General features: G+C 70.5%; 11 protein-coding genes. 6 read left to right on the forward strand and 5 right to left on the reverse strand.

Translation table 11 applies throughout. The features are described 5' to 3' along the window. Positions 1–89 precede the first annotated feature (89 nt). From IE231_RS03095 to IE231_RS03105, 3 genes are all read right to left on the reverse strand, one after another. A complete protein-coding gene (locus tag IE231_RS03095) occupies positions 90–1,304 on the reverse strand; it encodes an MFS transporter (protein ID WP_189692483.1) in 1,215 nt (404 codons plus the stop codon). 13 nt (positions 1,305–1,317) lie between these two features. Next, complete coding sequence (locus tag IE231_RS03100) at positions 1,318–2,025, reverse strand: queuosine precursor transporter (protein WP_189692484.1); 708 nt, start codon at positions 2,023–2,025, stop codon at positions 1,318–1,320. Positions 2,026–2,260: 235 nt separating this feature from the next. Then, positions 2,261–3,715 carry an MFS transporter gene (locus IE231_RS03105; RefSeq protein ID WP_189692485.1) on the reverse strand — a complete coding sequence of 485 codons (1,455 nt, stop codon included), beginning with the start codon at positions 3,713–3,715 and terminating at the stop codon, positions 2,261–2,263. Between the two features lie 133 nt (positions 3,716–3,848). Here IE231_RS03105 and IE231_RS03110 point away from each other — a divergent pair, with 133 nt between their 5' ends. The 3 genes from IE231_RS03110 to IE231_RS03120 are packed head-to-tail and all read left to right on the forward strand — an operon-like array spanning position 3,849 to position 7,040. Further along, positions 3,849–4,556, forward strand: a complete 708-nt coding sequence (locus IE231_RS03110; protein ID WP_189692486.1) for a response regulator transcription factor — start codon at positions 3,849–3,851, stop codon at positions 4,554–4,556. After that, positions 4,553–6,043 carry a sensor histidine kinase gene (locus IE231_RS03115; protein WP_189692487.1) on the forward strand — a complete coding sequence of 497 codons (1,491 nt, stop codon included), beginning with the start codon at positions 4,553–4,555 and terminating at the stop codon, positions 6,041–6,043. The genes IE231_RS03110 and IE231_RS03115 overlap by 4 nt, the downstream gene beginning before the upstream one ends. Next, entirely contained in the window at positions 6,036–7,040 is a 1,005-nt protein-coding gene (locus tag IE231_RS03120; protein ID WP_189692679.1) for a TAXI family TRAP transporter solute-binding subunit, read from the forward strand. The genes IE231_RS03115 and IE231_RS03120 overlap by 8 nt, the downstream gene beginning before the upstream one ends. Here IE231_RS03120 and IE231_RS03125 read toward each other — a convergent pair. Next, the gene (locus tag IE231_RS03125; RefSeq protein WP_189692488.1) at positions 7,037–7,750 is read right to left on the reverse strand and encodes a CGNR zinc finger domain-containing protein; all 714 of its coding nucleotides are present in this window, start codon (positions 7,748–7,750) and stop codon (positions 7,037–7,039) included. The two genes, IE231_RS03120 and IE231_RS03125, sit on opposite strands and share 4 nt — an antisense overlap. Before the next feature lie 292 nt (positions 7,751–8,042). Here IE231_RS03125 and IE231_RS03130 point away from each other — a divergent pair, with 292 nt between their 5' ends. Further along, positions 8,043–8,267, forward strand: a complete 225-nt coding sequence (locus IE231_RS03130) for a hypothetical protein (protein ID WP_189692489.1) — start codon at positions 8,043–8,045, stop codon at positions 8,265–8,267. A 20-nt stretch (positions 8,268–8,287) separates the two neighbouring features. Here the strand turns inward: IE231_RS03130 and IE231_RS03135 are convergent, their stop codons facing one another. Continuing rightward, the gene (locus tag IE231_RS03135; RefSeq protein WP_189692490.1) at positions 8,288–9,811 is read right to left on the reverse strand and encodes a helix-turn-helix transcriptional regulator; all 1,524 of its coding nucleotides are present in this window, start codon (positions 9,809–9,811) and stop codon (positions 8,288–8,290) included. A gap of 122 nt (positions 9,812–9,933) precedes the next feature. Here IE231_RS03135 and aceA point away from each other — a divergent pair, with 122 nt between their 5' ends. Both aceA and aceB read left to right on the forward strand, forming a co-directional pair. Continuing rightward, positions 9,934–11,253 carry an isocitrate lyase gene (gene aceA / locus IE231_RS03140; protein ID WP_189692491.1) on the forward strand — a complete coding sequence of 440 codons (1,320 nt, stop codon included), beginning with the start codon at positions 9,934–9,936 and terminating at the stop codon, positions 11,251–11,253. Between the two features lie 83 nt (positions 11,254–11,336). Next, positions 11,337–13,022: a malate synthase A gene (gene aceB / locus IE231_RS03145; protein WP_189692492.1), complete on the forward strand. Its 1,686-nt coding sequence runs from the start codon at positions 11,337–11,339 to the stop codon at positions 13,020–13,022. The last annotated feature ends 91 nt before the right edge of the window (positions 13,023–13,113 follow it).

Below are 13,113 nucleotides of genomic sequence, written 5' to 3' on the forward strand. Positions count from 1 at the left end.
GACCCCCAGAACGTGACCCCCAGACGCGGCGGGCGCACGACGGCGGGCGCGCACCCGTCGTCGTGCGCCCACCGGAGACGGCTCCCGCCTCAGCGGTGGTGGCGCACAGCCATCCGCACGGCCACTCCCGTGCCCACGAGGAACGCGACCACGGAGACGACCACGACGGCGAGCGGCGGGTCCCACGATCCGGTCCCGGCATGGATCCAGCCGAGGAGGGTGGGCGCCGCAGCCGCGAGCGCATAGCCAACGCCCTGCACGATCGCGGACATGCGCCCGGCGGAGACCTGGTCCCGCGCGATCACATTGATCTCCGTGAAGATGAGCGTGATGCCGCCGCCCTGCGCGGCTCCGCCGAGGGAGGACCACAGCGGCCACAGCTCCGGTGCCACGAGGAGTCCCACGGGGACCGAGATCCACAGGACGCCGAGGACGATGACGGCGGCCATGGTCCCGGCGTACCGGGCGAGGATCGGCGTGCCGAGGGCACCGAGGATCGCGATGATCTGGAAGAGGGACGCTCCAGCCCCGGCCGCGGACGGGGAGAGGCCGAGCTCGTCGCTGAGCAGGCTCGGCAGCCAGGCCGTGACGCCGTAGTAGGAGAACGCCTGCCCGCCGAACCCGATGAGGAGGGCGACCGTCACAGCGGCGAGGCTCCGGCGCGGAGGCGAGCCGGCGCCGTCGTGCGTCGGCGCCTCCGGCGTGACCGGCTCTGGCCTGAGCGCGCGCACCCCCGCGGCGGCCGCCCAGAACGCGGCCGCGACCGCCGCGAACACGGCACTGCCCGCGAGCGCGACGCGCCAGCCGGTCGCCTCGGCCAGCGGCGCCGTCGCGACCGACGTGACAAACGAGCCGACGTTGAGCGCGGCCGTGTAGACGCCCATCGCCATGCCCTGGCGCCCCTTGGTGAAGTCCCGGCGGATGATGAGCGGTACGGCGATGTTGACGATGGTGATCGCGACGCCGAGCAGCACCGTTCCGAGCATCACCACCGCGGTGCCGTCCACCGAGCGGATCACGACGCCGGCCAGCACGCCGAGCAGCGTGATCGTCACCGCCATCTCCGCGCCGAGCCGCCGCGCGGTCAGGGACGCGAGCGGCGAGGCCAGCGCGAAGCACAGCACCGGGATGCCCGTCAGCAGGCCGAGCTCGCCGGGCGTGAGGGCGAGGTCCACGGAGAGCGGCTTCGCGAGGGGCGCCACGGCCACGAACGGGCCGCGCATGTTCACGGCGATGAGCGCGATCGCGACGAGGAGCAGCCAGGCGGGTCGGGCGCGGGCGGTCCCGGCAGCGTGCGGTGTCATGCCCTCGTTCGTATCACGCTGCGACGGACTCTCCTGCCTCCGCGGCCGCATAGGTCGGCTCAGCGCGCTTGATCGCCCGGATCACGAGGGACGTCACGGGGACCAGGACGTACTCGACGCCGGTCTTGTAGACGAAGCCCACCACCGCGTAGTTCAGGTACGAGCCGAAGTCCGTGATGCCGATGACCGGCGACGCGATCGCGCAGAAGATGAGCGTGTCCACGAGCTCCCCCACACCGGAGGACCCCATCAGCCGGGCCCACAGGGACTTCTCGCCCGAGCGGGCCTTCATGCGGACCATGATCCAGGAGTTGATGGTCTGGCCGGCCAGGAACGCGAGCAGCGAGCCGAGCACGATCAGCGGAACCGGGCCGAGCGCCTCCTCGATCGCGGCCTGCTTGGCGACGCCGTAGTCGTCGGTGAAGCCCGGGAGGACGATGATCACCCAGTAGCACGCCGAGGCGAAGACAGAGAGCGCGAAGGTCGTGAAGATCGCGCGCCGGGCGGCCTTGAAGCCGTACACCTCGCTCACCACGTCCCCCATCACGTAGGCGAGCGGGAAGAGGAAGAACCCGCCGTCGGTGATGATGGGGCCGAACTGGACGCCCTTGGACGCGCCGATATTGCTCAGGATCACCACCACGGCCATGAGGGCCAGGAGGATGCCGTAGACGGGGCTGCCGATGGATGCGTAGCGCGCGCGGGGATTCACGGCCAGCATTCTCCCACGGCGAGCTGCCCCCCGGCCGACTCTGGGAGTCAGCTCCTGAAGGTCAGCTCCTGAAGGTCACGTCCCGGGGGTCACGTCCAGTGGGTTGTCCGGATGGGGACCCACGGGATGTGACTCTCAGGAGATGACCCCCAGAAGGTGACCCCCAGAAGGTGACCCCCGGAAGGTGACCCCCAGAATCGGCGCCGCCGGCCGCCGCCCCGCTGCGGCGACCGGCGGCGAAGGCTCAGCCGACCCGGGAAGGCTCGCGGCCGTCGTCGTCCGCTTCGGAGTCCCGGACCGACGCAACCCCGGCACCCACGCCGGCACCCACCGCGACGGGCAGCTCGCCGTAGGCGGCGCCGAACTCGTGGTCGAGCGGGGTGTGCTTCTTGTTCGGCAGGAAGAAGATGTACACGATCAGCGAGAGGACGATCGTGATCGTCACGTACGTGAACAGCCAGTCCTTGTGCCCGGCGCTGGAGAGCCACTCGCCGATGAACGGCACCGTGCCGCCGAACAGCGAGTTCGCCACGGCGTACCCGAGGCCAACGCCGAGGGCCCGCACCGAGGAGGGGAACAGCTCGGCCTTCACGAGGGCGCTGATGGACGTGTAGTTCACCACGATGACCAGTCCGGCGAGCATGAGCCAGAACGCGGCGCCCGGATCCTTGACGCCGGCGAGGGTGGACATGATCGGCCAGGTGAAGATCGCGCCGAGGACGCCGAACGTGACGAGCAGCGGCTTGCGGCCGACCTTGTCGGACAGGAGGCCGAACACCGGCTGGAGGAGCATGAAGATCAGCAGCGCCCAGAAGTTGATCACCGAGGTCTGCGTCTTCGGGATGCCCGAGACGTTGTTCATGAAGCTGAGGATGTAGGTCGTGTACAGATAGAAAGCGCACGTTCCGCCCATGGTCAGGAACACGACGATCACGAACGGCTTCCAGTGCTTGGTAAACAGGAGCCGGAGGGAACCGGGCTCCCCGCCGCCCGCGGCGACGGCGCCGTGGGTCTTCGCCGCGGCGACCTGCTCCTTGGAAATGCTCTCGTCCATGGTGCGGCGCAGCCACAGGACCAGGAGAGCGGCCGCGGCGCCGATGAAGAACGGGATGCGCCAGCCCCACGACTTCAGGGCCGCCTCACCGAGGGTGGACTGCAGGACCACGAGGGTCGCCAGTGCGAGCACCTGCCCGCCCACGAGCGTGACGTACTGGAAGCTCGAGAAGAAGCCGCGCCGCTTGGCCGTGGCGACCTCCGACATGTAGGTAGCCGAGGTGCCGTACTCGCCGCCCACCGAGAAGCCCTGGAGCAGGCGCGAGATGTACATGAGGACGGTGGACCACACGCCGATCTGCGCCACGCCGGGCAGGACCGCGACCATGAGCGAACCCACGCCCATGAGGCTCACGCTCAGCGTCAGCGCCGCTCGCCGGCCGTGGCGGTCCGCGTACCGGCCGAAGAACCACGAGCCCACCGGCCGCATGAGGAACGTCAGCGCGAACGTCAGGTACGCGTCGATCTGCGCCTGGACGGGGTCCTTGGCGTTGAAGAAGTACGTGGCGAAGTATGCCGAGAACGCCGCGTAGACGTAGAGGTCGTACCATTCGATGAGGTTGCCGGCCGATCCCTTGAGAGTGTTCGCGATGGCACGCCGCGTCGCTGCGGCGCCCCCGGGCGAGGTGGTTTGCATGGTGGTCATGCCTTCGACGCTACGGGTGACGCCGGACACAGCCCAAGCCGCCCGGGTGATTCCTAACACTTCCTTAAGTCTTCGGCGCCACGCGGTACTCTCGGCGGTGGAGAACGGCGGTGGACGCCGGGAGGAGACTGCCATGCGGGTGCTCATCGTCGAGGACGACGACGCGATGGCCTCCGCGCTCATCGCCGCCGTCGGCTCGGCCGGGCTCGAGGCGACGCGGGTCAGCCGGGGTGCCGACGCGCTGCTGAAGCACCGGGAGCACGACGCGATCCTCCTCGACCTCGGCCTGCCGGACATGGACGGCCTCGAGGTTCTCCGCAAGCTCCGCCAGGTCACACTCGCCCCGATCCTCATCCTCACGGCGCGCGACGACGAACGCAGCGTGGTGCTCGGCCTGCGCTCCGGCGCGGACGACTACCTCGTCAAGCCCGTGAAGCTCGTGGAGCTCCTGGCCCGCATCGAGGCGGTGGCACGCCGGACCATCCGCGCCGGCGCCACCCGCGGCGCGGAACAGCGCAGCAGGCTCCACGTCGGGGAGGTGAGCATCGACCTCGACAGGCGCGTTGCCGCCGTCGGCGATCGCGAGCTCAACCTCACCGCGACCGAGTACGACCTGCTCGCACTCCTCGCGGCCCATGCCGGCTCGGTGGTGACCAGGGAGCAGATCCTCGACGCGCTCTGGGGGGACGCGTTCGTGGCGAGCTCGCGCTCCCTCGACGTGCACCTGACAGGGCTGCGGTCCAAGCTCAAGCTGCCGGGGTTCATCATCAACGTCCGCGGCGTGGGGTACCGCGTCGAGGCAGGGGCGCGGCCCGAGCCCCACGGCGGGCAGCAGCCGTGAGGCTGCGCGTGCTGGGCATCCTGAGCCTGTTCTCGCTGTTCATCGTGGTGGCCCTGTCCGCGTCGATCCTCGCCTCCGTGAGCCGCGAGCTCACCCAGGAGCTGCAGATCAACCGCGTCGCCGCGCTCAACCGGTTCGCGCAGGTCGCCAACGACGCGACGTCTACCGGCGACACCGTCCCGCTCCAGCGCGACATGGACCGGTACTCGGCCCTCTACGGGGAGGGCATCGTGGTCCGGACGCCGCAGTCGGTGCTGACCTCCGGCGGCCTCAGCCCCGATCAGCCCGACGTGCGGGACGCCCTCGCCCAGGCGCGCCTCGGCCTGACCACCACGTCCCTCGCGGCCGTGCAGCCGTTCGGCGCCCGGACCCAGGTGATCGCACGCTCGTTCGGGACGGCGAACCAGGTCCTCGGGGAGGCGGCGCTCGACGTCGATCTGGGCGCCGCCCAGCAGAAGCTGCGGGAGCGCTGGCTCCTGGTGGTCCTCGGCGCCGTGGCCGTGGCCGCCCTGCTCGTGGCCGGCGCGGAGCGGCTCACGGTGTGGGTGCTGCGGCCCGTGCACCGGCTCACCGACGCGGTGGCCGCGTTCGAGGAGTCGGGCCGCGCCACGCCCCTGCGCGAGGACGGTCCGCCCGAGCTGCAGCGGCTCTCGAGGGCCTTCTCGACCATGGCGGAGCACGTGGGCGAGAGCATGGAGGCCCAACGCCAGCTCATCGCCGACGCCTCCCATCAGCTCCGGAACCCGATCGGGGCGCTTCGCCTGCGGACGGACCTCCTCGCCATCGCCCTCGAGACGGCCCCCCAGAAGGAGGCGGCGGCGGGCATGACCCGGGAGCTCGAGCACGTCGAGGAGATCCTCGACGGGCTCCTCCGCCTCGCCTCCGCGGAGCACCGCGTGCAGGAGGGCCTGGCGCCCGGCGGCAGCGCGGCCGGCCACGGCGAGCGGACCGGTCTCCTCGACGCGTGGACGGTCCTTGCGGACGCCGTCGCGCGTGTTGCGCCCGCCGCGGAGCGGGCCGGTGCCCGGATCGACCTCTGCGAGCCCCCTGCGCGGCCGCTCAGGTTCCGCGCGAACCGCTCGGACCTGACGGACATCGTCTCGGAGCTGCTCGAGAACGCGGTCAAGTACGGCGCGGCCGACGGCGAGCCCGCCCACGTGCACTGCAGCGTCTCCCTCCGAGCGGGCAGGGTCGTGATCGAGATCGCCGACGAGGGCCCCGGCCTGACCGCCGACGAGCGCGCCGCCTCGACGACCCGCTTCTGGCGCTCCCCGAAGTCGGCCGGGACCCGGGGAACCGGGCTCGGCCTGTCCATCGTCGAGCAACTCGCGAACGCGAATGGCGGCTGGCTCGTCCTCGCCCCCGGGGAGCCGCAGGGCCTCGTGGCGCGGGTGGAGTTCCCGGCGGCGCAGGCTGCCGCGCACGACGCCGGTCTCCCGGACAGCGGCGAGAACGTCACCGGCGGTGGGGAGGGACTCCGTGGCTGAGGGCCGCGGGATCACTCGCCGCAGCCTGCTGCGCGCCGGCCTCGCCGCCACCGCGGCTGGTCTCGTCCTCCCTGCCGCTGCCTGCGCCCCGGGACCGGTGGCCGACGCGATCACGGTGGCTGGCGGCGAGCAGGGAGGCTTCTACCTCGAGTTCGCCACGCTGCTCGCGCAGTCGCTCGAACGCCACGGCGTGACCCGTCATGGGTCCACGATCGAGACCGGGGGCAGCGTGGACAACATGGCCAGGATCTCCTCCGGGGCTGCCACGCTCGGCATCTCCCTCGCCGACGCCGCGGCCAACGCGCTCACCGCCCCGTCGTCAGCCGGGCTCCCAATGCCAGCCGGTCCGGCGCCGTCGTCCGCAGCCACCCCCAAGCTCGTCGCCCTCGCGAGGGTGTACGAGAACTACGTGCACTGCCTCGTGCGGAAGGACGGCGGGATCGCTGCCGTCGCGGACCTCGCCGGCCGCGCGGTAGCGATGGGGGCGCCGGGGGCCGGCACGAGCTTCACGGCCCGCCGCCTGCTCGAGACAGCGGGCGTCGCGGTCAGGGAGGAGGCCCTCGGCCTGAACCAGGGCCTGGCCGCCCTGCGTGCGGGCAGCGTCGAGGCCCTGTTCTGGTCCGGAGGCGTTCCTACGGCCGCCGTCGCCGCTGCGGCGAACCAGACGGGCCTGCGCCTGATCGACCTCTCGCCGCTCATCGTGCCCACGCGCACCCGCTTCGGGGAGTACTACGAGCGCGTCCTCGTCCCCGCAGGCGCGTACGAGGGCATCCCGTCAACGTGGACCGTCGGCGCGGCGAACCTGCTGCTGTGCCGCGACGACCTCTCCCCCGACGCCGTCCGTGCGACCGTGGACCTCCTGCTCACCCGCGGAAGCGAGCTCGTGCCGAGCACGAGCCTCGGGGTCCAGTTCCTGAGCCCAGAGACCCTCATCAACACCGCCGGCATCCCACTGCACCCCGCGGCCACTGCGGCGTACCGGGACTTCCACGGCTAGCTCGGCTCACCCTGCCGGTGCGTCTCCAGCCGGTCCCGCCGCCTCCGTGCCTTGGCGCGTCCCGAGCATCTCGTGGAGCAGTACCGGCCCCGGCCGTCTCGGCTACCGTCCAGGAAGGGGAGCCCGCACCACGGCTCGGAGCAGTGCCGGAGGCCGGATCGGCGACCGGTTGCAGCAAACCCCATCGCGGACATCACGAGCTCCCGAGCGAGCTGTGGCAGGAAACCCTCCTGCCGGGACACGGTGATGGGCTGGCACAGGGCATCGAGGCCCGGATGGAGCTCCCACTCGATGCTCAGCTCCGTGAGGAGCTTGGCGCACATGGCGTCCGAATCCGCGCGCAGCGCTGCCGCGAGCCGATCGCGCAGGCGGGCAGCCGGCCGCACGTCGTCGAGCGTGGGCCCGGGACAGCCGTAGGGGCCGGCATCCGACGCGGCGTTCTCCCCGGGGCCTTCCCCCGCCTCACCCTCGCCCTCGCCGGGGCTCTCACCCTCGCCCTCGCCGGACTCCCAGCCCAGCCGTCGCCGCGTCTGCGCGATGACCTGCTCGAGGCTGAACTCCGCCTCCATGCTGAGCCCGGCGGCCTCGCCGATGGCCCTCAGTTGGGACGGATAGTGGAGGCCTTCGGGCAGCCCCGGCACGGGAGCAGTGCGGAGGAGTAGAAGCAGCGCCCGGGACCCTTCGGGCTCGCCGGGCCGGTTCGAGGCCACGGCCCATACCCTTCCTCCTGAGAAGTAACCGGTCAAATCACTGAGGATGGGTTACTTCTGGAAGGAGAATGGTGTGGCCGCCGAGCGATGCCCAGATACCTTCGGCCAGAACGTTCGGCCAGACACGTTCGGCACGAGAAGTAACCGGTCAGATCGCTTTGGACGGGGTACGTCGCGACGGAAAGGGCCTCCTGCCCGTGGCGCTCCCCCGCGCGGGGCTATTCGGCGTATGGTGAGGGTGCGAGCTGGATTACCACGGATTCGCGCAGAATCCACCCCTGAGGAGGACGTCATGGGCCTTTTCAAGAAGCACGAGAAGCCTTCCACGCAGGAAGAGGGCACGGCCAGGGACGTGAAGCCCGAGCGCCGGCCGAAGCGTGAGGCCCATGCCTTCAACCAGGTCCCCCCGTGGGAGATGAACGAGGAGCTCGCCGAGCGCATCGCGATGCGCGCCTACGGCGACAAGGACCACGACGGCAAGCCGGACATCCCGGCCGCGCCCTTCCCCGGATTCTGACCGTCTGACCGCTGGATCCCTCAGGCCCCGGAGTGGGCCTCGAGGAACGAGTAGACCTCGGTCTCGTCCACGCCCGGGAACGCTCCCGGCGGCATCGCGGCGAGCAGGTGCGAGTGCGCGCGCGCCGAGGGCCACGCGTTGCCTGCCCAGTGGTCGCTGAGCTCCGCCGGCGGCCGGCGGCAGCAGTCCGGATCCGGGCAGCGCGAGGTGGCGCGCGCCGTCGTCTCACGCCCACGGAACCACTTCACGTGGTGGTACGGGACGCCGATGCTCAGGGAGAACTCGCCGCTCGCGCTGCGCTCGGTGCGGGCGGTACACCAGAAGGTGCCCGTCACCGTGTCCGTGTACTGGCAGTACGGGCTGAACTTGTCCGGCACGTCGAAGACGGCCCGGCTCGTCCACGCCTTGCACGATGGCTGCCCCTCGATGGCCCCGGTGTGGTCCATGGGGAAGTTCACGCCGTCGTTCTCGTAGGCCTTGTAGATGATGCCCGACTGGTGCGTCTTCTGGAAGTGGGTCGTGAGGCCGAGGTGCTGGGTGGCGAGGTTCGTGAACCGGTGTGCGGCGGTCTCGTAGCTCACCGAGAACGTGTCGCGCAGGTCCTCGACGGAGATCTCCTTGGCCGCCTTCGCGCGGGAGAGGAACTCCACGGTCGCGTGCTCGGGCAGCAGGAGCGCCGCTGCGAAGTAGTTCGTCGCGACGCGCTGGGCGAGGAAATCGCCATAGGACTTGGGGGTCTCGTGGCCCAGCACGTAGTGGCCGAGCGCCTGGAGCAGCACCGAGCGGGGGTCGTGGTCCGAGCGTGCGTTCTGCGTGAGGTAAATCCGGCGGTTCTTCAAGTCGGTCACGCTACGCGTGGAATGGGGCAGATCGCCCACGTGGTGGAGGGTGAATCCGAGATGCGTGGCGATGTCCGAGATGGTGTGCTGGCTCAGCGGCCCTGACGTGTACCCGACCTGCTTGAGGACCTTCTGCGCCTCGGCCTCGTACTCCGGGAAGTAGTTGCCACGCTCGCGCATCATCCTGCGCAGCTCACCATTGGCGCGCCGGGCCTCCTCGGGGGTGGCGATCTGCTCGTTCATCTTCCGCTCGAGCTCGTGGAGGAGCCCGAGCTGGGATTCGAGCACGTCGAGCGGCAGGCGCGAGGAGACGCGGATCTTCGGCAGGTTCAGGCTCTCGTACAGGGGGCTGCGCTGGTACCGCTCGAGCTCGATCTCGAGCGCGGCGCGGCGGCTCGGGGGCTCTGCGCCGAGCAGTGAATCAACCCCCACTCCCAAGGCGTCGGCGAGCTGCTGGAGCAGGCCCAGCTTGGGCTCGCGCTTGCCGTTCTCGATGAGGCTGAGCTGGCTGGCGGCGGCCCCGACGGCGGTGCCGAGCTCGTCCAGTGTGAGGCCAGCGGCCTTGCGCAGGTGGCGGACGCGGCGGCCCAGGCTGATGACGTCGGCGGCACTCCCCTTCGCCGGCGCGGCGGGGGCGGCGGGGGCCGCAGGGCGGGCCCAGGAGGCTTGACGAGGCATTTCTTGAGAATACGTGAAGATCCGCATTTCTTTCCAGCATTTTTTCTCTCTGAGGGGGTTGCAGAGATGGAAAAGTTGTTCTCACGAAGAAGCCACCGGCGGCCGAGCGAAGCCCGACCCCCGCCGCACCGAGTCGAAGGAGACCCGCCATGACCGCACAGCCGGAGCCCCAGAACCAGACCCTCGAGCAGCAGGCCGAGGCCCTCACGCTCGAGTGGAACGCCGACCCCCGCTGGGAGGGCGTCACCCGCGACTACACGGCGGAGGACGTCGTGAAGCTGCGCGGCCGGGTGCCCGAGGAGCACACCCTCGCCCGCCGCGGCGCCGAGAAGCTCTGGAAGGCCGTGACCGAGGGCCGCGCGGACGGCGAGGGCTACATCAATGCCCTCGGCGCGCTCACCGGCAACCAGGCCGTGCAGCAGGTCAAGGCCGGCCTCAAGGCCATCTACCTCTCCGGCTGGCAGGTCGCCGCGGACGCCAACCTCTCCGGCAACACCTACCCGGACCAGTCGCTCTACCCCGCGAACTCGGTGCCCGCCGTCGTGCGCCGCATCAACAACGCCCTGCAGCGTGCGGACCAGATCGAGTTCTCCGAGGGCAAGCAGACGGTCGAGGACTGGCTGGTCCCGATTGTTGCCGACGCCGAGGCCGGCTTCGGCGGCCCGCTCAACGCCTACGAGCTCATGAAGTCCATGATCCAGGCCGGCGCCGCCGGCGTGCACTGGGAGGACCAGCTCGCGAGCGAGAAGAAGTGCGGCCACCTCGGCGGCAAGGTCCTCATCCCGACCCAGCAGCACATCCGCACCCTGAACGCCGCGCGCCTCGCCGCGGACGTCTCGGGAGTGCCGAGCGTCATCATCGCCCGCACCGACGCCGAGGCCGCGACCCTCATCACCACCGATGTGGACGAGCGGGACCGGGAGTTCATCACGGGAGAGCGCACGGCAGAGGGCTTCTACCGGGTGCAGAACGGCGTCGAGCCCTGCATCGCCCGCGCCAAGGCCTACGCCCCGTACTCCGACCTCATCTGGATGGAGACCGGCACCCCGGACCTCGCGCTGGCCCGCAAGTTCGCCGAGGCCGTCAAGGCCGAGTTCCCGGACCAGATGCTCGCGTACAACTGCTCGCCGTCGTTCAACTGGAAGAAGCACCTCGACGACGACACGATCGCCAAGTTCCAGCGCGAGCTCGGCGCGATGGGCTTCAAGTTCCAGTTCATCACCCTCGCGGGCTTCCACGCCCTCAACTACTCGATGTTCGACCTCGCCCACGGCTACGCCCGCAACGGCATGAGCGCGTACGTCGACCTCCAGGAGCGCGAGTTCGCCTCCGAAGAACGCGGCTACACCGCAACCAAGCACCAGCGCGAAGTGGGCACCGGCTACTTCGATCTGGTCTCCACGGCGCTGAACCCGAACGCCAGCACCCTCGCCCTCGTGGGATCCACCGAAGAGGGCCAGTTCCACTAAGACAGATTCGGCTCAGCCGCACGACGGCGGTGGGCCGGCACCGCAGCCGGCCCACCGCCGTCGTACACCACCAGGAGACCGCCATGAACACCTTCAGCACTGACACCACGATCAACGGCGTGACCATCACCGCTCAGCCCATCGCGCGGCAGCGCGAGATCCTCACCCCGGACGCCCTCGCCTTCATTGCACGCCTGCACCGCGCCACCGCCGCGCGCCGGCAGGAGCTCCTCGAGGCCCGGCACGCCCGCCGCGCGGAGATCGCCCGCGGCCGCGACCCGCGCTTCCCCCGGGAGACCGAGGGGATCCGCCGGGACGCCGCATGGCGGGTCGCCCCGCCGGCGCCGGGCCTGACGGACCGCCGGGTCGAGATCACGGGCCCGGTGGACCGCAAGTCGGCCGTGCACGCGCTGAACTCGGGGGCCAACGTCTGGCTCGCCGACATGGAGGACTCCCTCACCCCGTCCTGGCGGAACCTCATCCAGGGCCAGATCAACCTGTTCGACGCGCTGCGCGACCAGATCGACTTCGTCGCACCCGCAGGGGGCACAGGCGGCAAGGAGTACCGGGTCAAGCCCTTCGCCGAGCGGCCCACCACGGTGCTGCGCCCCCGTGCGCTGCACCTGCCGGAGAAGAACATGCTCGTGGACGGCAAGCCCGTGGCTGGCGCCGTCATGGACTTCGGGCTGTACTTCTTCCACAACGCTGCACGGCTCATTGCCCTCGGCCACGGCCCGTACTTCTACCTGCCCAAGATCGAGAACCGCTTCGAGGCGCGCCTGTGGAACGAGCTGTTCGTGCTCGCCCAGGATCTGCTCGGCATCCCGCAGGGCACCATCCGGGCCACCGTGCTCATCGAGACCATCACGGCCGCCTTCGAGATGGAGGAGATCCTCTACGAGCTGCGTGACCACGCCGCCGGCCTCAACGCGGGCCGCTGGGACTACATCTTCTCGATCATCAAGAACTTCCGCACCCGCGGGCCGCGCTTCGTGCTCCCGGACCGCGAGCAGGTCACGATGACGCAGCCGTTCATGAAGGCGTACACCGACCAGCTCGTGCGGGCATGCCACCGGCGCGGCGCCATGGCGATCGCGGCGCCGGCCGCGTTCGTCCCGAGCCGCCGCGACCCCGCCGCCAACGCCGAGGCGCTCCTGAAGACCCGCGAGGACAAGCTGCGCGAGGCCCAGGAGGGGTTCGACGGCGCGTGGGTGGCCCACCCGGAGTTCGTCTCCGTGGTGCGCGATGCCTTCGACTCGGTGCTCGGCGACCGCCCCAACCAGCTCGACCGGCTGCGGGACGACGTGGTGCCGGACGACCGCGCGCTCATCGACCTGAGCACGTGCCGGGGGACGATCACCGAGGAGGGCATCCGCAACAACATCGAGGTGGGCATCCGCTACATCGAGACGTGGCTGCGGGGCAATGGCGCCGTGACGATCCACAGCCTCATGGAGGACGCTGCGACGGCCGAGATCTCCCGCTCGCAGATCTGGCAGTGGATCTACGCCCGGGCCATCACCGACCAGGGTGAGATCGTGACCCGCGAGTGGGTCGAGGAGCTGCTCGACGAGGAGTTCCACAAGCTCGAGCGCTTCGACGGCGACCGCTTCCGCGACGCCCGGGAGCTGTTCGGCGAGGTGGCCCTCGGCACCGAGTTCCCGACCTTCCTCACCATGCCGGCCTACGCACGGTACCTGTGCGAGACCGCCGGCAAGGAGGACGAGTACGAGGCCGGACTGCCCGAGCGCCAGTTCGCCGCCGTCTGAGTCCATACACTTCCCGGACCCTGCACGCTTCCATCGCAACAAAGCACCCCGAAGGCCGGGGGCAGGTGCACCGGGGAACCCGTTGAGGGGC

The organism is Sinomonas cellulolyticus (assembly GCF_014656475.1).
Classification (GTDB): Bacteria; Actinomycetota; Actinomycetes; order Actinomycetales; family Micrococcaceae; genus Sinomonas; species Sinomonas cellulolyticus.

Bases quoted from the DNA above. Each gene is read 5' to 3' on its own strand.
- aceB (WP_189692492.1), top strand. From the start codon at position 11,337: ATGAACACCTTCAGCACTGACACCACGATCAACGGCGTGACCATCACC.
- IE231_RS03105 (WP_189692485.1), bottom strand. From the start codon at position 3,715: ATGACCACCATGCAAACCACCTCGCCCGGGGGCGCCGCAGCGACGCGG.
- aceA (WP_189692491.1), top strand. From the start codon at position 9,934: ATGACCGCACAGCCGGAGCCCCAGAACCAGACCCTCGAGCAGCAGGCC.
- IE231_RS03130 (WP_189692489.1), top strand. From the start codon at position 8,043: ATGGGCCTTTTCAAGAAGCACGAGAAGCCTTCCACGCAGGAAGAGGGC.
- IE231_RS03110 (WP_189692486.1), top strand. From the start codon at position 3,849: ATGCGGGTGCTCATCGTCGAGGACGACGACGCGATGGCCTCCGCGCTC.
- IE231_RS03100 (WP_189692484.1), bottom strand. From the start codon at position 2,025: ATGCTGGCCGTGAATCCCCGCGCGCGCTACGCATCCATCGGCAGCCCC.
- IE231_RS03095 (WP_189692483.1), bottom strand. From the start codon at position 1,304: ATGACACCGCACGCTGCCGGGACCGCCCGCGCCCGACCCGCCTGGCTG.
- IE231_RS03135 (WP_189692490.1), bottom strand. From the start codon at position 9,811: ATGCGGATCTTCACGTATTCTCAAGAAATGCCTCGTCAAGCCTCCTGG.